Origin of the sequence: Sanguibacter antarcticus (assembly GCF_002564005.1) — a bacterium.
Taxonomy (GTDB): domain Bacteria; phylum Actinomycetota; class Actinomycetes; order Actinomycetales; family Cellulomonadaceae; genus Sanguibacter; species Sanguibacter antarcticus.
In genome coordinates this window covers 3,124,650-3,149,055 of the sequence record NZ_PDJG01000001.1, presented here as the reverse complement: position 1 = coordinate 3,149,055, position 24,406 = coordinate 3,124,650, and the positions used below count along the sequence as shown (strand labels likewise).

Genomic DNA, 24,406 nt, shown 5'->3' with positions numbered 1-24,406 from the left:
CGGGCGCCGCTCCTCAGACGGAGCGCCCGAGGTGGACGACACCGTCCTCGACGAGCACCGGCCACGTCCGCAGGTCCTGCGGCTGCGCACCGACCGCCTCGAGGCAGCGGCCGTCGCGCAGGTCGAAGATCTGCTTGTACATCGGCGACGCGACGGTCGGGGCGTCGCCCCGGGTGCCGACGAGACCCCGCGCCATGACGTACGCCCCAGAGAAGGGGTCGAGCTGCTGGACGGCGTGGACGACGTCGTCGGCGAGACGGAAGACGGCGACCTGCTCACCGTCGACGAGGGCGGCCACACCACGCTCGCGGACCAGGTCGTCGAGCCGGCACACCGCCAGCCACCGCTGCGCGTCGACGGGACGGGGCACGATCGGGGTGTCGAGCGTCATGACCGGACCTCCAGGGTCGTTCCTGCGATGAGCACGGAGCCGTCCTCGCGCTCCGCGGCGGTCGCCGGGCGGCGCTGGCCGCGTTCGGCCACGTAGGCGAACGACGGGTCGGGCGTCTCGGGGGCGTTGATGAAGGAGCCGAAGCGACGGAGCTTCTCCGGGTCGTCGAGCGTCGCCTTCCACTCGTCCTGGTAGGTGCCCACGTGCGCAGCCATGGCCGCGTCGAGATCGGCGCAGATGCCGAGAGAGTCCTCGACGATCACCTGGCGGACACCCTCGAGGCCGCCCTCGACCTCCTCCATCCACGGCGCCGTACGCTGCAGCCTGTCGGCTGTGCGGATGTAGTACATGAGGTAGCGGTCGATCGTCTGCACGAGGGTCTCGGTGTCGAGGTCCTCCGCGAGGAGCTGGGCGTGGCGCGGGGTGAAGCCGCCGTTGCCACCGACATAGACGTTCCAGCCCTTGTCCGTCGCGATGACGCCGACGTCCTTGCCGCGAGCCTCCGCACACTCGCGCGCGCACCCCGAGACACCGAGCTTGAACTTGTGCGGCGACCGGAGCCCGCGGTACCGGTTCTCGAGCTCGATCGCGAGGCCCACGGAGTCCTGGACGCCGAAGCGGCACCACGTGGACCCGACGCAGGACTTCACGGTGCGCAACGACTTGCCGTACGCCTGGCCGGACTCGAAGCCCGCGTCGACGAGCCGGGTCCAGATGGCCGGGAGCTGGTCCATCCGCGCCCCGAACATGTCGATGCGCTGGCCACCGGTGATCTTCGTGTACAGACCGAACTCCTTGGCGACCGCACCGATGGCGATGAGCCCCTCGGGAGTGATCTCGCCACCAGCGATGCGCGGCACGACCGAGTACGAGCCGTCCTTCTGCATGTTCGCCATGACGTGGTCGTTCGTGTCCTGCAGCGTGGCCATCTCGCCGGCGAGGACGTGCTCCGGACCGGTCGAGCCGAGGATGTTCGCGATGACCGGCTTGCAGATGTCGCACCCGCGCCCACCCCGCCCGTGGCGGGCGATGATCTCGCTGAAGGTCCGCAGCCCGGTGACCCGGACGGCGTCGAAGAGCTGGGCGCGGGAGAGGTCGAAGTGCTCGCAGAGCGCCTTGCTCACCTCGACGCCCGACTTCTCGAGCTCGGTCGTGACGATCTTCTTCACGAGCGGGAGACAGGACCCGCAGCTCGTGCCCGCCTTGGTGCACGCCTTGACGGCCGCCAGGTCGGTGCAGCCGTGCTCGGTGACGGCGCCGCGGACCGTGCCTGCCGAGACGTTGTTGCAGGAGCAGACGTTGGCGTCGTCGGGAAGGTCACCGCCGGGCGCCGGTGCCGAGCCCTCGGGGAGGAGGTAGGCACCCGGGTCGCCGGACAGCTCGCGTCCCACGAGCGGTCGCAGACCGGCGAAGGCGGAGGCGTCGCCGACGAAGACGCCACCGAGGAGCGTGCGGGCGTCGTCGGACAGGACGAGCTTCTTGTAGACGCCGGCGACCGGGTCGGCGTAGACGAGCTCCATCGCGCCCTCGGTCCGGGCGAACGCATCGCCGAAGCTCGCGACGTCGACCCCCTGGAGCTTGAGCTTCGTCGCAGTGTCTGCGCCAGGGAACGTCGCCGCGCCGCCGAGGAGACGGTCCACGACGACCTCGGCCATCGCATAGCCCGGCGCGACGAGACCGATGCACTGCCCCTCGATGCACGCGACCTCACCGACCGCCCAGATGTGCGGGTCCGCCGTGTGGCAGGAGAGGTCGACGACGGCCCCGCCGCGCGGACCGATCTCGAGACCAGCGTCGCGGGCTAGGTCGTCGCGCGGCCGCACACCCGTCGCGACGACGACCACGTCGACGTCGAGCCTGCCTCCGTCGACGAAGTCGAGACGCCCGACGTCCCCCGTGCTGCGCGCCGCCTTCATCTGCTTCGTCGCGGTGCTCACACGGACCGCGATCCCCATGCCGTTGATGAGGCGCTTGAGCGCCTCGCCACCACCGAGGTCGATCTGCGCGTTCATGAGGTGCGTCCCGAACTGGATGACGGTCGCCTGGGCCTCCAGCGCCCGGAGCGCACCGGCCGCCTCGAGCCCGAGGAGCCCGCCGCCGATCACCGCGCCGCGCACCGGGCGGGCGAGCCGCGTGCGCCGCTCCTCGACCCAGCCGCGCAGCGCAGCCACGTCGTCGATCGTGCGGTAGACGAAGACGCCCGGGAGGTCGTTGCCCGGGATGGGCGGCATGGCCGCGTCCGACCCGGTCGCCAGCACGAGCTCGTCGTAGTCCCACGTGCGACCGAGACGGTCGGTCACCTGCTGGGCCTCGCGGTCGATCGTGTCGATGCGGCAGTCCCGGACGAGCGTCACCCGCTCGTCCGTCCACAGCTCCGGGTCGCCGAGGTTGAGCTCGTCCGCGTCCCGGGCAGAGAAGTACGACGTGAGCGCCACCCGGTCGTACGGGTAGCGCGGCTCCTCGGCGAAGACGGTCACGCGCCACGCGCCCGCCTCGTCACGGGCGCGCAGCGCCTCGACGAGGCGCTGCGCGACCATGCCGCCGCCGACGACCACCACGTGCTTGCTGGGTGCGAGGTTCTCTGCCATGGCGAGAACGCTACGAAACGGGAGTTTCCCCCGAGCGCGCGCGGAGTTTCTCTGCCGTAACACTCTTCTCACTCGTCGCACCGGGCCCCCGTGAGGTGTGAGCGGCACGCCGCGCACCGGTCGGTCGTCCGCGGCCGCGCTCACCAGCTGAGCGCGCTCACCAGATGGCATCCGCCCACTCCGGGTGGTCGACGAACGGGTTCCGGTTGCCCTGGTAGGTCTCGAAGATGATGTCGTTGCGGCGCTTCTCGAACGCATCCGGCGGGTCCTGCGCATTCCAGTCGAGGAGCACGGAGAGCCGCCCGACGTTCGGCGCCGAACCGTTGGACACGGCGTCGTTGACCTCGAGGTCCGGCCAGCCGTCCCCGCCCTCGTAGCGCACGGACATGTAGAGGATCATCCGTGCGACGTCGCCCTTGACCGCGTCCCGCGGCTCCCACGAGTTCGAGTCGGCGAAGTTGCCAGGAGCCTCGGTGTTCTGCGTACCGCCCTCGTCGAAGTCGAGGTTGCCTCGAGCCGAGTTCACAGTGACGTCGGTCGGCCGCAGGTGGTGCAGGTCCGTGCCCGGCCCCGCGGCCGTGCCGAAGCCACCGTGGGACTGTGGCCACACATGCTCCCGGTTCCACTGGTCCACACCGCCACCGTTGTTCGTCTTGCTCATGGAGAACCCGCCGTAGAGGGTGAGGACGTTCGCCGAGCTGGCCGGGTCCTGGTCGGTCACCTGCAGCGCGGTCCACACGGTGGCGTACGAGACCGTCCGTGTGCCCGTCGAGATGATCTCGTGGAGCTCGGCCTCGAGCTGCGGGCCGGACAGGCCCAGTGCCGACGCGTAGTACATCGCGTCGTGCTCGGTCGAACCACCCGTCCCGCCGCCCGGCGTGCCGCCACCGTCACCGGTCCCGACGAGCGCGAACGCGCTCGCACTCGTCACGCCGGGGCGGGCGAAGTAGGCGGAGAGCGACCCGGTGACGTCGATCTGGGTGCCGAGGAGGCCCGGGTTGGTCCGGAGGCCCCAGGCTGCGCGCGACGCGCTCGGGACCTGGACGTAGATCATCGTCGTCGTGTCCGTCTGCGTCGGCGTGTCCGCGAGCGCCAGCGCGTAGTCGGACGGGAAGCCGCTGCGCACGACCGTCGCCGAGGCCGTGGGCTGGCCGACGACGTAGCCACGGACGGTCGCTGTCGAGCCGTTCTGGGTCGTGCGCGCTGTCGCGACGGTGATGGGGGTGGCAGCCTGGGCTGCGGTCGGTCCGCCGATCGCCGCGCCGAGCGGGGTCGAGGGCAGCGCGACGGTGAGGAGCGCGACGAGAAGGGTGAGCGGGAGGAGAAGCGCGCGGTGGCGTCGCTGGCGGGTCGGCACGATCATCGGTGCTCCGGTCTGTCGTGGGACCGGCACGCACAGGCGACGGCGCTCCTCGGGGGCCTGACCGCTGTCCGGCCCTGCGACCACCTTTCCGGTCGCAGACGCTCCCGTCCAGGGGCGAAACGCACTGTTTGCCTGGTGGTAACCGCGGCGACGCTCAGGCGGTCGCCGCGGCCCCGCTGAGGCGTCCGGACTCTCGCTCGCGCGTGGAAGACAGGTCGGCTCCGGCCTCGTCAGCAGGGAGCTCGTCGACGCTCTGATCGTCGGCACCCTGTTCCTCGGCTCCCGGTGTGCTCGCCGAGAGCCAGTCGACGATGCCGCAGACCACCTGGGTGCACCCGCCGCACCCGGTGGTGGCACGCGTGGCCTTCGCGACGTCAGCCACCGTGGCGGCGCCGCCGTGGAAGCACTCGACGATGTCGCCCTTGCTCACGCCGTTGCAGCGGCAGACGGTCGTGCGGTCAGGCATGTGCGTGGGGTCGGTCGCGGCCGAGGCTGCGGACGCGACGGGCTGGAGCAGCAGGTAGGCCGGGTCGGCGGGGACGGGGGTCCGCCGCGTGTACGCGACTGTGAGATCAGCGCCGATCTGGGGTGCGCCGACGCATGTCGCGCCGACGACGACCCCGCCCGCGACAGTGACCTCGACGTGCCGGCCCGCATCCGGGTCGGAGAGCCGGACGGTCCGCTCCCCCGGCGACGGCCTGCGCCGTGCGCCGCAGACGCCCATGCTCACGACGTCGAGCCCGGCGGCCTTGAGGCGGACGACGTCCGTGCCGCGTGTCATGTCCCCGGCACCGCCGCCGGGAACAGCGTCGACCCGGCGGGAGAGGACGCTCGGGCCGTCGGTGCGGCCGGGGTCGAGGCTGAGCCGCAGCGCGAGGCTCGGCCGGTGCGGCGCGAGCCGTGCGCCACCGAGGCGCACGCGGCCGAACCGGCTCTCGTCGACGACCCGCGCGGCGAGGTGGCTCGCGAGCTGGCGCGACTGGTCCCAGCCCTGCGCGATGAGCCCGCTCGCGCCCTCAGGAGGTTGGGCGCAGTCACCGATGGCGAAGATCCGCGGGTCGGCCGGGCTGCTCAGGGCATCGGTGACGACGATGCCGCGGTCCACCGGGAGGCCTGCAGCCGTGGCGATGCCGGTCTCGGGGACAGTCCCGCACGCGAGGACCACGAGGTCTGCGGGGAGGGTCTCGCTCACCGGGTCGTCCGGTCTGCTCGTGGCCCCGACGCGGATGCCGGTGACCCGGCCGACGGACGTGAGGACCTCGTCGGTGCGCGCGTCGACCCGGTGGTCGACACCGAGCTGCGCGAGCGTGCTGGCGGCGACGAGCGCCGCGTCGACGCCGAGCTGACGGTCCATGAGGCTCGCGCCGCTGTGCACGACAGTCACGGCGAGGCCGCGCCGCGCGAGGCCGCACGCGGCCTCGAGGCCGAGGACCCCGGCGCCGACGACCACGGCACGCCGCGCGTTGACGGACGCGGCGACGATCTCCCGCGCGTCGTCGAGCGTCCGCAGGGCGTGGACCCCGGCGGGCAGTCCGTCGCCGAGCCCGCGGACGGCCGGGATGCGCGCTGCCGAGCCGGTGGCGAGGACGAGCACGTCGTACCGGTGCGCGGTGCCGTCGTCCGCGAGGACCTGCTGCGTGCGGCGGTCGATGTGCAGCACCTGTGCACCGCGCCGGACGGTAGACCGCTCGTGCGTGAGCGCCGGAAGCGCGAGGGACGCGACGTCGACCTTGCCCGCGACGACCTCGCTGAGGAGCACCCTGTTGTACGGCTCGTAGCCCTCCGCGCCGAGCACGGTGACCTCGAAGCGCGCGTCGCCGTCGCGGGAGAGCAGGTCGTCGACGAACCGCGAGCCCACCATCCCGTTGCCGACGACGACGACCCGGGTCCGAGGCGTGGCCCGGTCGGTGCGGTCGGTGGGGTCGGTGTGCTCAGCCCGGCCGGTGGGGTGGTCGTTGCTCATGTGCGGACCTCCGCGAGGTGGTGGGGGGCGCGCGCGACGCTGTCGGGCGGCGGGACGACGGTGCCCGCGAGGCTGACGTCGACCGCGCAGACCTTGAACTCGGGCATCCCCGAGATCGGGTCTGTCGCGTCTGTCGTGACGCGGTTGACGCTGCCGGTGCCTGCCCAGTGGAACGGCATGAAGACGGTGTCGAGGCGGGCCGTGGTCGTGAGGCGCGCCGGCGCGACGACAGCTCCTCTGCTCGATGCGACCCGCACGGACGCACCGTCCTCGATCCCGAGGCACTGTGCGAGGACGGGATGGATCTCGACGAAAGGCTCCGGCGCTGCCTTGACGAGCTCTGCGACCCGCCGGGTCTGCGCCCCGGACTGGTAGTGCTGGAGCACCCGCCCCGTGACGAGGTAGATCGGGGCGTCGGCGCGCACGTCGTCGCTCGGCCCCGCGTGGTCGACGGCAACCATCCGGGCCCGCCCGTCGGGCGTAGGAAACCTGTCAAGAAAGAGCCGAGGCGACCCCGGGTGCAGCGCCTCGACCGCCCCGTGCTCGGCCGCACCTCCGGAACGCCCAGCTCCGACTCCCGAGCCCCCCGACGCCCTGAGCATCGACCTCGAGCTGCCCGTCGAGCTCGGGCATTCGGCTCGATCTCGGGCGTTCGTAGGCCCGAGGTCGGGACGAATGCCCGAACTCGAGGACACGGCGGAGCTCCTTCCCAGCACCGTGGGGGCGCTCGCCGGGACCGGCCAGAAGAGGTTCGGGTCCTTGTCGAGACGGGCGTGGCTGAGGCCCGAGTAGTCGGCGGTCCCGCCTGCGCTGGCGCGGGCGAGCTCGTCGAACACCTCGGCCGGGTCCGTGCTGAAGTGGACCGAGGACCCGAGGCGGTCCGCGAGCGCGGCGAAGATCTCGAGCTCCGAGCGCACACCGTCGGGAGCGGCGACGGCGCGGCGTCGTCGGATGATCCTGCCTTCGAGGGACGTGAGGGTCCCTTCTTCTTCGGCCCACTGCGTGACGGGGAGGACCACGTCGGCGAGCCGGGCGGTCTCGGACGGGACGACATCGCACACGACGAGGAGGTCGAGGTCGTCGAGGTTGGCGGTGACGGTCTGAGAGTTCGGTGCGCTGACGACGATATTCGAGCCGTGGACCATGAGCATCCGGGGACCGGCAGGCGTGCCGGGGTGGCCGGGCGACGCAGGCTGCGCGGGCTGGCCGAGGCGCCTGAGCAGCTCGACGGCGGGCAGGCCCGGTCCGGGCAGCGAGTCGGGGTCGACTCCCCAGACGGCGGCGACGTGCGCTCGCGCGGCCGGGTCGTCGATCTTGCGGTAGCCGGGGAGCTGGTCGGCCTTCTGCCCGTGCTCGCGCCCGCCCTGCCCGTTGCCCTGGCCGGTGATGGTGCCGTAGCCGCTGCCTGGTCGGCCGGGGAGGCCGAGCGCGAGCGACAGGTTGATGGCTGCGGTGACGGTCGCGGTCCCTTGGGTGGACTGCTCGACGCCGCGGCCGGTGAGGACGTACGCCCCTGCACCGCCGTGGAGGGGGCTCGCGCCAGCGAGCAGCCGGGCGACGCGACGGAGCTCGTCGGCGGCGACGCCGCACACCTGCTCTGCGCGCTCGGGCCACCAGGCGGCGACCGACCGGCGGACGGCGTCGGACCCGGTCGTGCGGTCGGCGAGGTACGCGCTGTCGGCGAGGCCTTCCGCCCAGACGACGTGGAGGAGCGCGAGGAGCACGACGAGGTCGGTGCCGGGCACCACCTGGAGGTGGGCACCTGCGCCGTTCTCGGTGAGGGTGGCGGTGGCGCTGCGCCGCGGGTCGACGACGACGAGCCCGCCGCGGTCACGTGCTCCGGCGAGGTGCTGGACGGCCGGTGGCATGGTCTCGGCGAGGTTGGAGCCGAGCAGGAGGACGGCCTCGGCCCCTCCGACGTCGGCGAGCGGGAACGGCAGACCCCGGTCGATGCCGAATGCCCGGTTGGCGCCGGCGGCGGCGCTCGCCATGCAGAAGCGTCCGTTGTAGTCGATGTTCGCGGTCCGCAGGACGGTGCGCGCGAACTTGCCCAGCGCGTAGGCCTTCTCGTTCGTCAGGCCGCCGCCGCCGAACACGGCGACCGCGTCGGGCCCGTGGTCGGCGGCGGTCTGCCGGGCGTGGGCTGCGACGAGGTCGAGCGCGTCGTCCCACGTCGTTGCGTGCAGCTCGCCGTCCGCGCCCCGCACGAGCGGGGTGGTGAGGCGGTCCGGCGCGGTGAGGACGCTCGCGCTGGTCCAGCCTTTCTGGCACAGCCCGCCCCGGTTCGTCGGGAACTCTCGGCCCTGCACGACGACGCTCGGCAGTCCGAGCGCCACCGGACCGGCGGCTGCCTGCCCACCCGCGTCCTGCCTTGCCCCCGTCACGGCGGCGGGCTCGAGCGTCATCGCGCACTGCAGGGCGCAGTAGGGGCAGTGGGTCGACGTCGGTCCGGGCGCGACGGCCGGGACGGGCGTGGCAGGGGTGGCTGGCACGGGCTCGCTCAGATGCTCTCTGCGGCCATCGCCGAGCCGCGTCGCTGGTACACGGCCCAGACCGTGAGCGCCATGACGACGTACACGCCGATGAACGCCCACAGGGCGGGGACGAGGCTGCCTGCGAGCTCGGTGGAGAGCGCGAAGCCGCGCGGGATGAGGAACCCGCCGAAGGCGCCGATCGATCCGGCGATCCCGATGCACCCGGCGGCGGACTTGCGCGCCTTGGCCTTGGCCTCCGGGTCGACGACGCCTGCTTGGAAGACGGCTGGGATCATGCGGTACGTCGCGCCGTTCCCGACGCCTGACGCGATGAAGAGCAGGAGGAACGAGCCGAGGAAGACGGGGAAGCTGTGGCTGCCGAGCGCCTGCACGGCACCGAACGCCCCGACGGCCATGACGCCGAACGACGCGATGGTGACCCGTGCACCGCCGATCTTGTCGGCGAGGATCCCGCCGTAGGGCCGGGCGAGCGACCCGACGAGCGCACCGAGGAACGCGATGGAGAGCGTGACCTCGGGGAACTGGTTCTTGAGGAGCGTCGGGAACGCACCGGCGTAGCCGATGAACGAGCCGAACGTGCCGATGTAGAGGAAGGAGATGATCCACGTGTGGCGGTTGCGCGTCGCGGCGGCGAAGGTGCGGTAGTCGGCACGGGCGGAGGTGAGGTTGTCCATGTAGCGCCACGCGAGGAAGGCCGCGAGCAGGATGAACGGGATCATCATGAGGCCGGCGCGCTCGAGGGCGATGCCTGCGCCGGCGACGATGACGAGCGGCACCGCGAACTGCACCGCGGCCGTCCCGAGGTTTCCGCCGGCGGCGTTGAAGCCGAGCGCCCGCCCCTTCTCCTTCTCCGGGTAGAAGAACGAGATGTTCGCCATCGAGGACGCGAAGTTGCCGCCGCCGACGCCTGCGAGCATCGCGATGACGAGCAGCACGCCGAAGGAGGTCTCGGGCCGCTGCACGGCCCACGCGAGCGCCCCGGTGGGCAGCAGGAGCAGGAGTGCGGAGACGATCGTCCAGTTGCGGCCGCCGAACATCGGGACGGCGAACGTGTAGGGGATGCGCAGGGTCGCACCGACGAGGCTCGGTACCGCGATGAGCCAGAACTGCTGGTCGATGGAGAGCACGAACCCGGCGTTGCCGAGCTGCGGGACGACGATGCTCCAGGTCGCCCAGACCGCGAAGCCGAGGAACTCGGCGAACACGGAGATCCACAGGTTGCGCTTGGCGATGCGCTGGCCGCCGTCGTGCCAGAAGGTCGGGTCTTCTGGGTCCCAGTGGTCGATCCAGCGTCCGGTGCGCGGCGAGCGCGCCGGTGGTGCGGCGGGTGCAGAGGGGCTGAGCGCCTCGGTGTCGGTGGTCGTGCTCGGGGTGACTGTCGTCGGCGGAACGGTCATTGCGGCCTCCTCGGTAGCCGGCCCGGACGGTCGGGCGCTATCGAGAAGGCTAGGTATCGCGTGTTTCGCCCGGATGCGTCCGGGAGTTAATCGACCGTAACCGTCTCCGCACACGCCGTCGGCGGCGTCTGTGAGAACGGGACGCACGTGCCAGCGCGCGTCGGCGGCGTCGTCTGGGTGCTGGTCCTGGTCCAGGACGGCGCTGAGTTGGTATCGTCATGGCTCTCGGCATCGGTGCCGAGCCCGGCTCTCGGCCGTGATCTGAAGGACCGGTACATGTCCCTCATCGACCTCGTCGGCTGGGTCGGCTCTGCCATTCTCGTGTGGTCGTTGCTGCAGTCGCGCATCTTGCGCCTGCGGCTCTTCAACCTCCTGGGCTCGGCGATCTTGCTGGCGTTCAACGCGATCATCGGCGTGTGGCCCATGGTGGGCCTCAACGCTGTCCTGTGCGTCATCAATCTCGTGTATCTGCAGCGGATGCTGAGGTCGCGTCATTCTGCGACGTCGTACTCGGTGGTGGAGATCCGGCCCGACGACCCCTACCTGCGTCATCTGCTCGCTGAGCACGGCGCGGACATCGTGCGCTTCAACCCGGGGCTCGAGGTGGAGAAGCTCGTCGCGGAACGGTCGGGGTCCGGCGAGGCCTTTCTCGTGCTGCACGGCGACGAGACGGTCGGGTACGTCTTCTTGCACGACCTGGGGGCTGGGGTCGCGCAGATCGATCTCGACTACGTGACCGAGCGGTTCCGCGACTTCACGCCGGGCGAGTTCGTGTTCCGCCGGTCGCGGCTGCTCGCTGAGCACGGGTACACGTCGGTCGTGACCCGGCGCGGGGTGTCGGCGCCGTACTACGAGAAGATCGGTTTCACCGCGATGGGGGACGTGTTCGAGCTCGCGCTCACTCGGGATCTTCCCCGCGCAACCACCTGATGTAGCGGCGCAGCGACTGCTCTACGACGGTGTGACCGTCGGTCTCGATCACCCGGAACGCACCGTAGACGCGCTCGAACGCGAGCGGGAGCGTGACGTCGAGGATGCGTCGCACCATGCGTTCGGGCAGCGGGATGAAGTTGGGGAAGCTGCGCATGACGTGGGCTGAGCCGTCCGCGCCGACACCGATGGTGTCACCGGTGAGCAATGCCCCCTGTCCGTCGGAGCCTGCCGGCCAGTGGAGGACGCTGCTGCCGGCAAAGTGGCCGCCGGTCTGGTGCATCTGCACCCCGGGCACGAGGTCGACCTGACCTTCCCAGAGCTGGACGACGGGGCTGGGGCGCCGGATCCACCGTTCGTCCGCGGCGGCCACGTAGACGGGTGCGTCGTCGAAGGCGTGGCTCCACTGGATGGACGATCCGGTGAGGTGCGGATGGCTCGCGGTGATGGCGTGGACGCCACCGAGCGCGGCGACGGCCGCGACGCCTTCTGGGTCGATGAAGCCTGGAGGCTCCCAGAGGACGTTGCCAGCAGGGGTCCGCAGCAGGAGGCCGCGGTGCCCGATGCCGATCGAGGGCCCGCACTCGACGGCGTAGAGGTCGGGCTCCAGCTCGTGAACATGGATGCGATGTCCTGTCCGCGCCAGCTCTTCGCGGGTGGTCCACTGCTGCCCTGTGGGGGGAACCCACTGGCGCTCGTCGAGGCAGATCTCGCAGACGGGTGGTGGCTCTGGGGTGTCCGGGTGCTCGATCGCGCACGTGCTGCAGGTCCAGATGGTCATCGTCGGCTCCTCACGGGAGACGGGTGCGCTCCGTGCAGCACCCCTCATCGAGCCTAGTTGTTCTGTGTCATGACGTTGGTGACACCTGCTCGGAGGCGTGAGGCTGGGGGTTGGTTTCCGGTTGCAGTGTGGGGTCGATGGTAGTTGTAGTGGATGTTCCAGACGTCGAGTGCGGCGGCGCGTTGAGCTTCTGAGGTCCATTCGCGGGCGTAGAGAAGCTCTTCGGCCAGGGTCCGGTTGTAGCGCTCGACCTTGCCGTTGTGTTTGGGGGTGTGGGGCCGGATGCGCTGGTGCCTGGCCGCAGAAGCCAGGATCGAGCGCGTGAAGTCCTTCGCGCGGTAGTTCGACCCGTTGTCCGTCACGACCCGGGTGATCCGGTCGATGCCATGGGCGGCGAAGAAGATCCTCGCCCGGGCCCAGAACCCGATCGTCGTGGCGGCCTTCTCGTCGGGCAGGGCCTCGGTGTAGGCCAGGCGGGAGAACCCATCGACCGCCGAGTGCAGATAGACGTAGCCGGCGCGGGCGCCTTTCGTCTTGGCCCGGTCCACCGCCTTCGCGGCTTCGGATCCGCGCCCGTGGGCTCGCCAGCCGCCACCGTCGGGGATGCGCCCCACCTTCTTGACGTCTAGGTGGACCATGTGACCGGGATAGCGTGCCACGATCCGCCGGATCACGCGGTTGGAGGCGCCGGTGGGGTCGATGTCCCGGCGCCTGGAGATGCCCAACCGGCGCAACCAGCGGGCGACCGTCACCGGCGCGATCTGATGACCCTCACGGACCAGCTCGAGATGAATCTGTCGGGCCGTCCACTTGTGGGTGCGGCGCAGTTCCTCGATCCGTACGACCACCTCGGGCGGGGTCTGGGTCGGGGACGAGTGCGGGGCGCTGGACCGGTCGACCAGACCGACCTCCCCGACGGCTTCGTAGCGGCGCAACCACTTCGTCACCGTCTGGCGGGCGACGCCCGCCTCGGCCGCGACGTGAGCGATCGGACGGTACTCGCAGCGCTGCACCAGGCGCAGTCTTCCGGCAGGGGTCAACGGGGCATTAGCGTGGGTCATGAGGGGTAGGTCCTTCAAGCAGGCGGATGTAGGAGTACTTCCATCCTGCAAGACCGGGACCTACCCCTTCCTCACGCCCACCCCCCGGCGTGTCACCAACGTCATGACCCACAACACCTAGTCGGGTTCGTCCTGAGCATCCCGGTGAGGTTCCCGACCCCGACCACAGCCCCGTTGACACAGTGTCAACGGGAGTCTACGGTCAGGTATCGATGCTGGTCACACCCACAGCAGCACCACCGGGGCACGCAGCCCCGAGGACGAGCGCAGGGACACGATGGCGAACCACGACGGCCGCACCGACAGCCCGGACGAGGCGCTCCCCCCACCGGCCCCGCGCACGTCGAAGCATCCCGACGAACGCAAAGACGAGATCCTCGTCGCCGCCCGCGCACTCTTCGCCGAGAAGGGCATCGCCCGCACGTCGATCTCCGACGTCGCCGAACGCGTGAGCATCACGCGCGGCCTCGTCTACCACTACTTCACCGACAAGGACACGCTCGTCGACGTGGTGCTCGAGCAGCACATCGACGAGTTCGTCGCGAGCATCCGCGAGTGGGACGCCCAGCGCGAGGTCGGCAACATCGAGCAGGCGCTGACCGACTGCATCGCGATGTTCCGCCGGCACGTCCGCTCGGCGACCAACCCCGTGGGCGGCCTCCCCCGGATCGAGGACGCCCGGCTCTACAACCGCTTCATCGACCGAGCCGTCGGCGCGATGGTCGACTGCTTCCGCACGACGACCGTCGAGGCGTACGCACGGCACCACAAGATCCAGATCGAGAACGTCTACGAGACGTTCTACGTCCTCATCTACGGGCTCATCGGCCTCACGAGGTCGCACCCGACCATCTCCGACGACCGCCTCAAAGACCTCGTGCGCCAGACGCTGCGCCTCGAGCAGGGAGGCAGCGACAGCATCCCTTCCTGATGCCCCGCCTCGGGGACACACCAGCAGGGGGTCTGCGCTACCGCTCGTCCACGTCTGAGGAGACAACCGATGTTCCTGTTCGAATCCGTCCCGTGGTACTCCGCGCTCATGTGGGTCGCGGTCGTCGCCGCGCTCATGCTCGCCAACGAGATCGCCCGCCAGAGCAAGTGGGCCGGGCTGTGCCTGTTCGTGGCGCTGCCGCTCATGCTCACCATCTTCGTGTGGCCCACCACCGCCGGGGCAGGATCGAGCACCGGCACATGGTTCCACTGGGTCAAGGTGTACTCGGCGCTCGCCGGGTGCCTCGGCTTCATGGCGCTGCGCTACGTCCCGCGCATCGCGAAGAACAAGTACGCGCTGATGTTCCCGGCCGCGATCCTCGCGCTGAACATCTTCGAGGCCGTCATCCGTGACTTCCAGGTGTACTCGATGAACGGGCTCATCGACGGCGTCATGATGGTCGGCGGCTCGTGGAACATCATGAACGGCATCGCCGGGCTGCTCAACCTCCTGACGATCTGCGGATGGGCCGGGATCTACATCACGCGAGGCCGGACCAAGGACATGATCTGGCCCGACATGCTCTGGTTCTGGATCATCGCGTACGACCTGTGGAACTTCGCGTACGTGTACAACTGCGTCGGCGACCACTCGTTCTATGCCGGCGCCGCGCTCCTCGTCTCGTGCACCATCCCGGCGTTCTTCCTCCGCAAGGGGGCCTGGCTCCAGCACCGCGCGCAGACCCTCGCGTTCTGGATGATGTTCACGATGGCCTTCCCGGCGTTCGTCACCGACTCGACCTTCGCGGTGCAGTCCTCGCACAACACGACCGCGCTGTTCCTCGTGAGCCTCGTCGCCCTCCTCGCGAACGTCGCCGTGGCCGCGTACCAGGTGCACCGGATCGTCACGCGCAAGAAGAACCCGCTCACCGACGAGCTCTACACGGACCTGGCCGCCTACGCGAAGCTCGACGCAGACCGCCCGACCGACGACGGGTCCCCGATCAGCGCTCCTGCGCTGACCTCCTGAGCTCGGCGCCCGTCGGGGACCGTCGGGGACCGTCCGCGACCTCCCGCGACCGTCTGTGCCTCTCGGCACCTGTCTGCCTCGTGATCCCTGAGTCCACGCCAAGCACAGAGCCCTGACCTCCAGGCGACAGAGCCTCAAGTCTGTGGCTCCGAGAGCACTGACCTTTTCGCTCCGCGAGCGCTGACTTCGGGCACTTGTCGCGATCTCGGGCCTTTGAATGCCCGAGATCGCAACAAGCGCCCGAGCTGGACAAACGAGCGGGCAGGCGCACCCGGCAGGCGCACCCGGCAGGCGTGCCGGCAGGCGCACCTTGCAGGCGTGCCGGTACGCGCACCTGGTAGGGGGCGGGAGCGTCTGGTCTGGAGGTCTGGTCCGGTGACGGGGCCGACGGTGGGCTGGGCTCAGCCCCAGACGAGTCCGTGGGCCGGGTCCTGGAGGACTGCGGCGACGTCGGAGAGCAGGCGGGCGCCGAGGGCTCCGTCGACGAGACGGTGGTCGACGCTCAGCGCGAGCTGCGTGACCCAGCGCTTCTTGATCTTGCCCTTGTGCACCCACGGCTGCTCACGGATGGCACCGAACGCGAGGATCGCCGCTTCGCCAGGGTTGAGGATCGGTGTCCCGGTGTCGATCCCGAAGACACCGACGTTGGTGATCGTGATGGTGCCGTCGGACATGTCGGACGGGCTCGTCTTGCCGGCACGGGCCGTGGCGGTGAGCGCCGCGATCCCCTGCGCGAGGCCCTTGAGCCCGAGGCGGTGAGCGTCCTTGATGTTCGGGACCACGAGCCCACGGGGGGTCGATGCCGCGATGCCGAGGTTGATGTAGTGCTTGTAGACGATCTCCTGAGTCGTGTCGTCCCAGCTCGCGTTGACCTCGGGGTGGCGGTTCACCGCGACGAGGAGCGCCTTGGCCGTGATGAGGAGCGGCGTGACGCGCACGTCGGCGAACTCGCGGTCCTCGCGCAGCCGGGCCACGAGGCGCATCGTCTTCGTCACGTCGACGGTCTGGAACACGGTCACGTGCGGGGCGGTGAACGCGCTCGAGACCATCGCCTCGGCCGTGCGCTTGCGGACGCTCTTCACCGGGACCCGCGTCTGACGACCGTCGGAGGACACCTGACCGGAGGCGAGCCACGGGGTGTCGTCGTCGATGTACGTCGCCAGCGTGCGCGGCTGGGCCTGCGCACTGTAGGCGAGGACGTCCTCGCGGGTGACGATCCCGCCCGGCCCGGTCGCGTGGACGCTCGAGAGGTCGACGCCCATGTCCCGTGCCAGCTTGCGGACCGGCGGCTTCGCGCGGACGGCGAGCGTGCCGGGCCGCGGTGCGACCTGCGTGACCGACTGGACCACGGGGATCTTCGCGGCGCTCGGGGCACCGACGGTCGCGACGGGTGCGAGCGCGGGCGCAGGCGTCTTCACCGGCGTCGGCTCTGTCTCGGCAGCGACCTGCACGGGCGATCGGCCGGGCGCGACGGACCGCGCCGGTGTGGCCGGCGCAGGCGCAGGCGTGGCGGGCGCCGCAGGTTCCTGGGCGCGACGCGCACGGCGCGTGGTGCTGCCCGCGGCGATCCCGTACCCGACGAGCACAGCGCCGCTCTCGGCGCTGTCCGTGCTACCGGTGGTCCCGGCGTTCGCGACGACGTTCTCAGCCGTGCTCTCAGACGTGCTCCCGGCCTCGGCTCCGTCCGGTGCGCTCGGCGCCGTGGCGGCCCCCGTCGGGTCGGTGTCGATGACGATGATGGCGACACCGACCTCGACCATCGTGCCGATCGGCTGGAGGATCTCGGTGACGACCCCCGCGTACGGAGAGGGCAGCTCGACGAGCGACTTGGCGGTCTCGATCTCGACGATCGCCTGGTTCACCGTCACGGTGTCCCCCACGCCGACGTGCCACGTGACGATCTCGGCCTCCGTGAGGCCCTCGCCGGCATCCGGCAGGTTGAAGCGCTCAAAGGTCGGCATGGTGCTCCTTCGGCAAAGCGGGTCGTCGTGAGGTCGGGTGCGGGGCGGTGCTCGTCAGAACGCTAGTGCTCGATCGACGGCGTCGAGCACCCTGTCCAGGCCGGGGAGGTACTCGTGCTCGATCTTCGCGACCGGGTACGGCGTGTGGAATCCGCCGACGCGCAGGACGGGCGCCTCGAGCTCGTAGAAGCACTGCTCGGTGACGCGCGCCGCGATCTCCGCGCCGGACCCGAGAAAGGTCGGGGCCTCGTGGACGACGACGCAGCGGTGAGTCCGGCGCACGGACTCCACGACGGTGGTGGTGTCCAGCGGCGAGATGGACCGGAGGTCGATGACCTCGATGCTCGTCCCCTCGGACGCTGCAGAGGCTGCGACCTTGAGCGCGGTGGCGACCGTCGCGCCGTACGCGACGAGGGTGAGGTCCGTGCCCGGCCGCGCGACGACGGCCTTGTTGAGCGTGTCGAAGGCGTCCGCCTCCGCGGGCGCCTGCGCGCTCGTCCCGCCTGAGGCGTACGGCCCGGTGGACAGGTCCACCGCGCCCTTCTCCCAGTAGCGCCCCTTCGGCTCGAAGAAGAGCACCGGGTCCGGCGAGGCGATCGCCTCCTGGATCATGACGAACGCGTCCTGGGGCGAGCCCGGAGACACGACACGGAGCCCGGGTGTGTGCGCGAAGAGCACCTCGGGGCTCTCGCTGTGGTGCTCGACGGCACCGATGCCGCCGCCGTACGGGACACGGATGACGACAGGCACCGTGAGGCGGCCGCTGGAGCGGTAGTGCATCTTTGCGAGCTGCGTGGTGATCTGGTCGAAGCCGGGGAAGATGAACCCGTCGAACTGGATCTCGCACACCGGTCGGTAGCCGCGCAGCGCGAGGCCGATCGCCGTGCCGATTATGCCGGACTCCGCGAGCGGGGTGTCGACGACACGGTCCTCGCCGTACGTGGCCTGCAGGCCGTCCGTCACACGGAAGACACCACCGAGGGGACCGATGTCCTCGCCCATGAGGAGGACCTTCGGGTCTCCCGCGAGCGCGGCGTCGAGCCCCGCGTTGATGGCCTTCGCGAACGGCAGCTGCGTGGCCGTCGACGCGGGCGTGGTGGTCTGGGCGGTCATCGAGCGCCTCCCTGGTCGGTGAAGGACGCCTCGTAGTCGGCGAACCAGGTGCGGTCCTCCGTGACGAGCGAGTTCTCGGTCGCGTAGACGTGGTCGAACATCGACGAGGCCGCCGGGCGTCCGAGGCCTCGGACGTAGGTGCGGACGCGTTCGCCGAGCGCGTCGGCCTCGACGGCGAGCGCTGCTTCGGCCTCGTCGTCCCAGAGGCCTTCGGTGCGCAGGAGGATGCGGAGGCGGTCGATGGGGTCGCGGTCGCGCCAGTAGTCCTCTTCGGCGGAGGTGCGGTAGCGGGTGGGGTCGTCGGACGTGGTGTGTGCGCCCATCCGGTAGGTGACGGCCTCGATGAAGGTGGGGCCGCCGCCGGTGCGGGCGCGCTCGAGCGCTTCGGTCGTCGCGGCGTAGCAGGCGAGCACGTCGTTGCCGTCGACGCGGACGCTCGGCACGCCGAAGCCGTGGCCGCGTCGGTAGAGCGGGACGCGGGACTGCTTCGAGGTCGGTACGGAGATGGCCCACTGGTTGTTCTGGCAGAACAGCACCACGGGTGCGTTGTTCACAGCGGCAAATCCGAGGGCTTCGCTCACGTCGCCCTGCGAGGTGGCTCCGTCGCCGAAGTATGCGATGACGGCGGTGTCCTGGGTGGTGTCGCCGGTGCCGACGAGCCCGTCGCGCTGCACGCCCATGGCGTAGCCGGTCGCGTGGAGGGTGTGTGAGCCGATGACGAGCGTGTAGAGGTGGAAGCGGTGTGCCTCGGAGTCCCACCCGCCGTGGTCGACGCCGCGGAAGAGCTGGAGGAGGTGCGGGAGCTCGACGCCGCGCGTGTACGCCACGCCGTGCTCGCGGTACGACGGGAACGCCATGTCCTGGGGTGACAGCGCGCGGCCTGACCCGATCTGGGCGGCCTCCTGGCCGAGGAGGGGCGCGTAGAGAGCGAGCTCTCCTTGCCGCTGGAGCGCTGTGGCTTCGGTGTCGAAGCGGCGGACGAGCATCATGTCGCGGTAAAAGCCGCGCAGGTCGTCGTCGTCGAGCCCGGCGAGGCGCGCCCGGTACGGAGCGTTGCGCTCAGACGTGACCCGACGACCGTCTGGTGCGACGATCTGCATGGGGGTGTCGTCGGTGGTCTCTGGTGCCTGCGTCGACTGCATCAGATCGGTCACTCGCTCTCCTCCGGTCTCGGCACCCAGGTGGGGGCACCCTGCGACGGTACCTGTGACGCCGGGGCTCCCAGCACCACTAACCTACGTTCCCGTAGGCTACGCCAGCGTAGGCTACGGAACCGTAGGTTGCCCACCACCGAAGACGGCAGATCGCACCGGACGATTCAGAGGAATCCTCCAAAGAGCTCTGTCAGACGAGGGTCACGACTTCGGGCTGTACGGGTTGTCCGACGGCGGCTGCGGTGTGTACCCGCCCTGGCCGTACCCGCCGGTCGTCCCCTGGCCGTAGCCGCTCACGGACCCGCCCTGGTCGTAGCCGCCCACGTATCCGCCCGGTTCAGAGCCGCCCGGCTGGCCGGTGTACGACCCGCCGAACTGGCCGGTAGACGACCCGCCGAACTGCCCTGCAGACTGCCCGCCGAACTGGCCTCGGGGGTATCCGCTGCCGGTCGCGGCCTGGAGCGCGGCGCGCGTCGCAGCGAGCTCGCGCTCGATGGGCCACGGCTTGAAGGCGAAGAGGCAGACGAACACGATGTTCGCGATGGGCACGAGCAGGATGAAGACCCACGGCCACGGGTACCCCGCCTTGGCCGGGATCCGGGAGTACACCCAGAACGTGGCGACGATGATCGCCAGGTACAGAGCGATGAAGAACACCGCAAGCCCGACGGGGAGATCGTCGGCCTGGGTCGCAGCGGTCAAGAAGTCCATGAGGCCTCGATCGTCGAACGGATAAGAGTGTCACTGCACGCTACCGAGAGGCACAGGACACAAGCCAGCATCCACGACGAGAAAGGGCCGAACTCCGCCCGGGTTCACCCGCTGACGCAGTGGTGAGGTTCAGCGCCACCCGGCAGCGACGGCGAGGAAGATGTCGGTCGCCTCGGTCTCGCCCACGCTCACACGGATCCCCTCGCCGGCGAAAGGCCGCACGATGACACCGGCGTCCGACGCCTCCACCGCACAGGCTGCGGTCCGCTCGCCGAGCGGCAGCCACACGAAGTTGGCCTCGGTGTCGACCAGGTCCCAGCCCTGGGCACGCAGTCCGTCGAGCATCCGGGCCCGCTCCTCCACGAGGGAGTCGACCCGGCGCAGGAGCTCGTCCTTGGCGCGGATCGAGGCGAGCGCGGCCTGCTGAGCGACGTGGGAGACGCCGAAGGGTGTGGACGCTGCGCGGATGCCTGCAGCCAGCCGGGGACGGGCGACCGCGTAGCCGACCCGCAGGCCGGCGAGCCCGTAGGCCTTGGAGAACGTCCGCAGCACCACGACGTTCGAGTGCGCGGCGAGCGCTGCCAGGCCGTCGACCGCGTCGTCGGACCGGACGAACTCGAGGTAGGCCTCGTCGACGATGACGAGGACGTCTGAGGGCACCTTCGCGAGGAACGCGAGGAGGTCGGTCTGCGTGACGGACGTGCCGGTGGGGTTGTTCGGGGTGCAGACCATGACGACCCGGGTCCGCTCGGTGACCGCCGCAGCCATGGCGTCGAGGTCGAGGCGCCCGTGCTCAGCGAGCGGCACCTGCACGGAGATCCCGCCGGCGACGCTCACGACGATGGGATAGGCCTCGAACGAGCGCCACGGGTAGACGACCTCGTCACCGGCGTCGACGACGGCCTCGAGGACGTGCGAGAGGACGGCGACCGACCCGTTGCCGACGACGACCTGGGCCGCAGTGATGTCGCCCTTGGCGTCGTGCGCCTCGGGGCTGAGAGTCTGGGTCAGCTCGGCCCCGATCGTCTCGGTGAGCTCGGTGGCGAACATGTCCGGGTAGCGGTTGACGTCCGAGGCGGCGTCGATGATCGCAGCCAGCACGGACGGCAGGGGCGGGTACGGGTTCTCGTTCGACGAGAGCTTGTAGGCAGCTGCTCCCACCTTGGGTCGGGCTCCTGGTACGTAGACCGGGAGGGCGCTGATGGCAGGGCGGAGGGGGACGCGTCGCGAGCTCACGCGGACAGTCTCCCACCTCCCGCGCGCACGGCGACGAGACCTTGGGCCGTCACGGACCTCGGTCCCGAGAAAGAGGACAGGAGCACGGGCGCGGTGGGAGGATTCAGCGATGAGCTTCTTCGTGCGCATCCTCGTCAATGCCGTGGCCATCTGGTTGACCACACTCTTGCTGGGCGATCACTTCGAGGTGGTCAGCGAGAGCACCACGGGCGGCAGGGTGGTCGTCTTCCTCGCGGTCGCTCTCGTCTTCGGGCTGGTCAACGCTGTCGTCAAACCTGTTCTGAAGTTCTTCTCCTTCCCGCTCTACATCCTCACGCTCGGGCTGTTCACGCTCGTCGTCAACGCCCTGATGGTCTTGCTCACCGCGTGGATCACCGAGCAGACCGACTGGGGCCTGCGGGTGGACGGGTTCGGGTGGGCTCTCGTCGGGGCGCTCGTCGTGTCGGTCCTGAGCATGATCATCTCGCTCGTGGTGCCCGAACGCTCCGAGCGACGCTGACCTTGCCCCGCCGGCGGGCGGCCCGCGAGTCGTACCGCGTCGTACCGCGGGCGCACGCCTGGTCAGAAGCCGGAGAAGTCCGGGGCACGCCGTTCGACGAAGGCGGAGAGCGCCTCGACGGCCTCTGGTGAGCGCAGGCGCTCCGCGAAGACCGCACCTTCGTCGACGATGACCTGACGCAGCTCCTCGCGGCCGGGCGAGCGCGCGAGCCGCTTGCTGTCGGTGACGGCGCCCGGGGCGAGCGCCGCCAGCGCCCGGGCTGCCTCCTGGGCGCGGGCCAGGGCTGTGGGCCCGTTCGGGAGCGCTTCGCTCGCGATCCCCCAGTCCGCGGCCTGCTGGCCGGTGAACGCCTCGCTCAGCAGGAGCAGCCGCGAGGCGCGGGCGTGCCCGACGAGCCGCGGGACGATGAGGCTCGCGCCGTACTCGGGGCAGAGCCCGAGGTTGACGAACGGCATGCGCAGGGTCGCGTCCTGTGCCACGTACACGAGGTCGCAGTGCAGCAGCAGGGTGGTCCCGATGCCGACAGCCGGGCCCGCGACGGCTGCAACGACGGGCTTGCGACAGTCGAAGAGCGCCCACATGAACAGGAAGACCGGGCTGCTCTGATCGACGGGCGGGGTATGGAGGAAGTCGTCGATGTCGTTGCCGCTCGTGAAGCAGTCGGGTCCTCCGGTGATGACGACGACCCGGACCTGCGGGTCTGTGCCTGCGTGCACGAGCGCGTCCGCGAGCGCCGAGTACATGGCCGGCGTCAGGGCGTTCTTCTTGTCCGGCCGGTCGAGGCGGAGCGTGAGGACGCCCGCCTCCCGGTCGACGAGCACGTGCTCGGTCATCGCGACCACTCCTCTGTGTCCGTCTGCTCGGCTCTGAGCGAGGCCAACGTAGCGCTCGGCGTCGGCGTGCGACAAGCGGCTCACCTGCTGGCCTGCGCTGGGGCGTTCCCCGGCAGGGAACGACGGGTGGCCTCCGCCCAGTCGATCTCGCCTGATGCGGTCCGTGGCAGCTCCGGGGTCCGGAGCGGTTCGGGTGCTGCCCAGAGGTCGGTCAGAACACTGGGCCCATCGGTGGGAGCGACGAGCGCGGGCGGGGTCGCGATCGGGCCTGGTGCTGCTCCGGGGCTGAAGACAGTGATCTCAACATCGGGCAGAGGGAGGGTCGTCGAGCCTGCGTAGGCCGGCCCGCCGAGCACGGCTTGCTGCTGCTCGACCGCGACGGCCACCGCGGGGTCTCCGCTCCGGATCGCTGCGTCGAGGACCTGCCGGTGGGTGCCCATGCTGTGGGCCGAGCCGTCGTGGCCGTCCGGCAGGTCTGCGCTCACCGTGACGCGCTGGGTGCTTCCCGGCGAGACGGAGGCGTCGGCGCTCGAGACGAGCTCCTGGTTGTTCTCGACGTGGAGCGTGGGGACAGGCGTGGACTGCGTGAGCGTCGCGACGGGGCTCCCGAAGGTCGTGACGGACCGCAGGTCGTAGCGGCGCCGGAACGCCGGGTCGTCGGACAGGCGCATGGCGACGATCCCGCCCTGGCTGTGCCCGTACAGCCCGACCGCGGCGCCTACGGGTGCGCCCGCCTGCTGGAGCGCCGACTCGACGAGCGCCATGCCGTCGCTCGGTGCGCCCGACAAGAGGTCGAGGTTCGCTGCCCCTGAGAAGGGGCTGGTGGAGCCGGGTGCCCAGTCGTCTGTCCCACGGACGAACACAGCCCACGTCTCGGTGCCGTCGAGATGGGTCGTGCGCAGCACGCTCACGCTGCGCTCGGGGAGGTCGGCGACCGCGTCGGCTGCGTCGAGGACCGAGGTGATCGGTGCGACCGTCGTCGTCGTCTCGACGAGGTGGCCCGGGCGGTAGTCGAGCCTGGGTTGTGGCGTCAGCGGGAGCCCGCGGAGATTCTTGAGCCGCAGCGACGCCAGTCCGGTGTTCTGCGCGAGCAGGCCGTACCCCGCACCGAGGACGGCGGAGGCGTCGTCGACCCCGGGCGTCGAGAACGGGTCCCGGAGCAGCCGTGCGGAACCCAGGACGGCGCTCGCGCCCCCTGCCGCACGATCCCACCAGGAGGTGCCCGCCGACTGTGCCGTGCCGATCGCGAGCGTCGCGACGAGGCCCACGGGTGCGAGCACGAACCAGCTCGCCAGTCCCCCGGCGACGTCGAGCATCTGCTCCCCCGCGGACGCCTCCGCCTCGCTGTAGAGGTCGGCGGCACCGAGAGTGCTCGCCGCGAGCTCGTCGAGGTCCGCGATCTGGAGCGCGAGGGCCGCTGCGGCGAGGTTCGCGCTCGACTGCGCCAGGTCGAGGTGGACCATGGCAGCAGATCCGGGCGCCTCGTCGCCCATGCTTCCCCACCCGAACCAGCGCAGCGCCTCGATGTCCGCGATGCGCGCAGCCAGCTGGAGACAGTGCAGCCGCGCGGACGCGAGCCGGCTCGCAGCGGTCGACACGAGGAGGGCGGCCTGCGCCATGTCGGTGGTGTCGGCGCTCATCGGGGAGACGCCACCGGTCACGGTGATCCGGGTGATGTCGCTCGTCGCGTGCCCGGTGTCGGAGCCGTCGCTGCTCATGCGGTGGCGCTCGCGGCGGCGCTCGTGAGCGACGTCCGAGCGTTGTCGAGCACGGTGTCGAGGCTCGTCAGCTGGAGGGCCGCTGCGGCCAGGACCTCCTGATAGAGGCTCGCGGACGTCGAGACCCAGTCGACGAGGCTCGCGCTGCTCAGCGCGGCCGCCGCGTCGGCCACGTCCAGCTCGACGAGGGTCAGGGTGGCCGTGAGGCTGCTGATGTCGTGGGTCAGGGGCATGCCGCGACGGTAGGGGCCT

At 70.6% G+C, this 24,406-nt stretch carries 20 protein-coding genes; 4 read left to right on the top strand and 16 right to left on the bottom strand.

The window, feature by feature from the left end; all coding sequences use genetic code 11:
- Window positions 1-13: 13 nt before the first annotated feature.
- From nirD to ATL42_RS14355, 6 genes are all read right to left on the bottom strand, one after another.
- On the bottom strand, window positions 14-391 hold the full coding sequence (gene nirD, locus ATL42_RS14380; protein ID WP_098455940.1) for a nitrite reductase small subunit NirD: 378 nt from the start codon (window positions 389-391) through the stop codon (window positions 14-16).
- On the bottom strand, window positions 388-2,979 hold the full coding sequence (nirB, locus tag ATL42_RS14375; RefSeq protein ID WP_098455939.1) for a nitrite reductase large subunit NirB: 2,592 nt from the start codon (window positions 2,977-2,979) through the stop codon (window positions 388-390). The genes nirD and nirB overlap by 4 nt, the downstream gene beginning before the upstream one ends.
- Before the next feature lie 157 nt (window positions 2,980-3,136).
- On the bottom strand, window positions 3,137-4,342 hold the full coding sequence (locus ATL42_RS14370) for an endonuclease (protein ID WP_098455938.1): 1,206 nt from the start codon (window positions 4,340-4,342) through the stop codon (window positions 3,137-3,139).
- A gap of 154 nt (window positions 4,343-4,496) precedes the next feature.
- Window positions 4,497-6,305, bottom strand: coding sequence for an FAD-dependent oxidoreductase (locus tag ATL42_RS14365; protein ID WP_098455937.1), 1,809 nt, complete (start codon window positions 6,303-6,305; stop codon window positions 4,497-4,499).
- Window positions 6,302-8,710: a molybdopterin oxidoreductase family protein gene (locus ATL42_RS14360; protein WP_098455936.1), complete on the bottom strand. Its 2,409-nt coding sequence runs from the start codon at window positions 8,708-8,710 to the stop codon at window positions 6,302-6,304. Before ATL42_RS14360 ends, ATL42_RS14365 begins: the two co-directional genes overlap by 4 nt.
- 95 nt (window positions 8,711-8,805) lie before the next feature.
- On the bottom strand, window positions 8,806-10,197 hold the full coding sequence (locus ATL42_RS14355; protein WP_098455935.1) for an MFS transporter: 1,392 nt from the start codon (window positions 10,195-10,197) through the stop codon (window positions 8,806-8,808).
- Between the two features lie 276 nt (window positions 10,198-10,473).
- Between ATL42_RS14355 and ATL42_RS14350 the strand changes: the two genes are divergently transcribed.
- Window positions 10,474-11,127, top strand: a complete 654-nt coding sequence (locus tag ATL42_RS14350; RefSeq protein WP_098456602.1) for a hypothetical protein — start codon at window positions 10,474-10,476, stop codon at window positions 11,125-11,127.
- Here the strand turns inward: ATL42_RS14350 and ATL42_RS14345 are convergent.
- Window positions 11,096-11,908 (bottom strand): MBL fold metallo-hydrolase, encoded by an 813-nt coding sequence (locus ATL42_RS14345; RefSeq protein WP_098456603.1) that lies wholly within the window; start codon window positions 11,906-11,908, stop codon window positions 11,096-11,098. The genes ATL42_RS14350 and ATL42_RS14345 overlap by 32 nt on opposite strands.
- A gap of 53 nt (window positions 11,909-11,961) precedes the next feature.
- Window positions 11,962-12,969, bottom strand: a complete 1,008-nt coding sequence (locus ATL42_RS14340; protein ID WP_098455934.1) for an IS481 family transposase — start codon at window positions 12,967-12,969, stop codon at window positions 11,962-11,964.
- A 277-nt stretch (window positions 12,970-13,246) separates the two neighbouring features.
- Here ATL42_RS14340 and ATL42_RS14335 point away from each other — a divergent pair, with 277 nt between their 5' ends.
- Both ATL42_RS14335 and ATL42_RS14330 read left to right on the top strand, forming a co-directional pair.
- Window positions 13,247-13,900: a TetR/AcrR family transcriptional regulator gene (locus tag ATL42_RS14335; RefSeq protein ID WP_098455933.1), complete on the top strand. Its 654-nt coding sequence runs from the start codon at window positions 13,247-13,249 to the stop codon at window positions 13,898-13,900.
- Window positions 13,901-13,969: 69 nt separating this feature from the next.
- Window positions 13,970-14,929 carry a DUF5692 family protein gene (locus tag ATL42_RS14330; protein WP_098455932.1) on the top strand — a complete coding sequence of 320 codons (960 nt, stop codon included), beginning with the start codon at window positions 13,970-13,972 and terminating at the stop codon, window positions 14,927-14,929.
- 401 nt (window positions 14,930-15,330) lie between these two features.
- Here the strand turns inward: ATL42_RS14330 and ATL42_RS14325 are convergent, their stop codons facing one another.
- The 5 genes from ATL42_RS14325 to hisC form a co-directional block, all read right to left on the bottom strand.
- Window positions 15,331-16,890, bottom strand: coding sequence for a dihydrolipoamide acetyltransferase family protein (locus ATL42_RS14325; protein WP_098455931.1), 1,560 nt, complete (start codon window positions 16,888-16,890; stop codon window positions 15,331-15,333).
- 54 nt (window positions 16,891-16,944) lie between these two features.
- On the bottom strand, window positions 16,945-18,003 hold the full coding sequence (locus ATL42_RS14320) for an alpha-ketoacid dehydrogenase subunit beta (protein ID WP_098455930.1): 1,059 nt from the start codon (window positions 18,001-18,003) through the stop codon (window positions 16,945-16,947).
- Window positions 18,000-19,145 (bottom strand): pyruvate dehydrogenase (acetyl-transferring) E1 component subunit alpha, encoded by a 1,146-nt coding sequence (gene pdhA / locus ATL42_RS14315; RefSeq protein WP_098456601.1) that lies wholly within the window; start codon window positions 19,143-19,145, stop codon window positions 18,000-18,002. Before pdhA ends, ATL42_RS14320 begins: the two co-directional genes overlap by 4 nt.
- Window positions 19,146-19,358: 213 nt before the next feature.
- Window positions 19,359-19,868, bottom strand: a complete 510-nt coding sequence (locus ATL42_RS14310; RefSeq protein WP_098455929.1) for a hypothetical protein — start codon at window positions 19,866-19,868, stop codon at window positions 19,359-19,361.
- A gap of 129 nt (window positions 19,869-19,997) precedes the next feature.
- Window positions 19,998-21,104 (bottom strand): histidinol-phosphate transaminase, encoded by a 1,107-nt coding sequence (gene hisC / locus ATL42_RS14305; protein ID WP_245862591.1) that lies wholly within the window; start codon window positions 21,102-21,104, stop codon window positions 19,998-20,000.
- A gap of 109 nt (window positions 21,105-21,213) precedes the next feature.
- Here hisC and ATL42_RS14300 point away from each other — a divergent pair, with 109 nt between their 5' ends.
- Window positions 21,214-21,603, top strand: coding sequence for a phage holin family protein (locus tag ATL42_RS14300; protein WP_098456600.1), 390 nt, complete (start codon window positions 21,214-21,216; stop codon window positions 21,601-21,603).
- Between the two features lie 62 nt (window positions 21,604-21,665).
- Here the strand turns inward: ATL42_RS14300 and ATL42_RS14295 are convergent, their stop codons facing one another.
- From ATL42_RS14295 to ATL42_RS16275, 3 genes are all read right to left on the bottom strand, one after another.
- The gene (locus ATL42_RS14295) at window positions 21,666-22,436 is read right to left on the bottom strand and encodes an enoyl-CoA hydratase-related protein (protein WP_098456599.1); all 771 of its coding nucleotides are present in this window, start codon (window positions 22,434-22,436) and stop codon (window positions 21,666-21,668) included.
- Between the two features lie 80 nt (window positions 22,437-22,516).
- Window positions 22,517-24,154: a hypothetical protein gene (locus tag ATL42_RS14290; RefSeq protein WP_098455927.1), complete on the bottom strand. Its 1,638-nt coding sequence runs from the start codon at window positions 24,152-24,154 to the stop codon at window positions 22,517-22,519.
- Window positions 24,151-24,387: a hypothetical protein gene (locus ATL42_RS16275; protein ID WP_143556780.1), complete on the bottom strand. Its 237-nt coding sequence runs from the start codon at window positions 24,385-24,387 to the stop codon at window positions 24,151-24,153. The genes ATL42_RS14290 and ATL42_RS16275 overlap by 4 nt, the downstream gene beginning before the upstream one ends.
- Between the last annotated feature and the right edge of the window lie 19 nt (window positions 24,388-24,406).

Bases quoted from the DNA above. Each gene is read 5' to 3' on its own strand.
- nirD (WP_098455940.1), bottom strand. From the start codon at position 391: ATGACGCTCGACACCCCGATCGTGCCCCGTCCCGTCGACGCGCAGCGG.
- nirB (WP_098455939.1), bottom strand. From the start codon at position 2,979: ATGGCAGAGAACCTCGCACCCAGCAAGCACGTGGTGGTCGTCGGCGGC.
- ATL42_RS14370 (WP_098455938.1), bottom strand. From the start codon at position 4,342: ATGATCGTGCCGACCCGCCAGCGACGCCACCGCGCGCTTCTCCTCCCG.
- ATL42_RS14365 (WP_098455937.1), bottom strand. From the start codon at position 6,305: ATGAGCAACGACCACCCCACCGGCCGGGCTGAGCACACCGACCCCACC.
- ATL42_RS14360 (WP_098455936.1), bottom strand. From the start codon at position 8,710: ATGACGCTCGAGCCCGCCGCCGTGACGGGGGCAAGGCAGGACGCGGGT.
- ATL42_RS14355 (WP_098455935.1), bottom strand. From the start codon at position 10,197: ATGACCGTTCCGCCGACGACAGTCACCCCGAGCACGACCACCGACACC.
- ATL42_RS14350 (WP_098456602.1), top strand. From the start codon at position 10,474: ATGTCCCTCATCGACCTCGTCGGCTGGGTCGGCTCTGCCATTCTCGTG.
- ATL42_RS14345 (WP_098456603.1), bottom strand. From the start codon at position 11,908: ATGACCATCTGGACCTGCAGCACGTGCGCGATCGAGCACCCGGACACC.
- ATL42_RS14340 (WP_098455934.1), bottom strand. From the start codon at position 12,969: ATGACCCACGCTAATGCCCCGTTGACCCCTGCCGGAAGACTGCGCCTG.
- ATL42_RS14335 (WP_098455933.1), top strand. From the start codon at position 13,247: ATGGCGAACCACGACGGCCGCACCGACAGCCCGGACGAGGCGCTCCCC.
- ATL42_RS14330 (WP_098455932.1), top strand. From the start codon at position 13,970: ATGTTCCTGTTCGAATCCGTCCCGTGGTACTCCGCGCTCATGTGGGTC.
- ATL42_RS14325 (WP_098455931.1), bottom strand. From the start codon at position 16,890: ATGCCGACCTTTGAGCGCTTCAACCTGCCGGATGCCGGCGAGGGCCTC.
- ATL42_RS14320 (WP_098455930.1), bottom strand. From the start codon at position 18,003: ATGACCGCCCAGACCACCACGCCCGCGTCGACGGCCACGCAGCTGCCG.
- pdhA (WP_098456601.1), bottom strand. From the start codon at position 19,145: ATGCAGTCGACGCAGGCACCAGAGACCACCGACGACACCCCCATGCAG.
- ATL42_RS14310 (WP_098455929.1), bottom strand. From the start codon at position 19,868: ATGGACTTCTTGACCGCTGCGACCCAGGCCGACGATCTCCCCGTCGGG.
- ATL42_RS14300 (WP_098456600.1), top strand. From the start codon at position 21,214: ATGAGCTTCTTCGTGCGCATCCTCGTCAATGCCGTGGCCATCTGGTTG.
- ATL42_RS14295 (WP_098456599.1), bottom strand. From the start codon at position 22,436: ATGACCGAGCACGTGCTCGTCGACCGGGAGGCGGGCGTCCTCACGCTC.
- ATL42_RS14290 (WP_098455927.1), bottom strand. From the start codon at position 24,154: ATGAGCAGCGACGGCTCCGACACCGGGCACGCGACGAGCGACATCACC.
- ATL42_RS16275 (WP_143556780.1), bottom strand. From the start codon at position 24,387: ATGCCCCTGACCCACGACATCAGCAGCCTCACGGCCACCCTGACCCTC.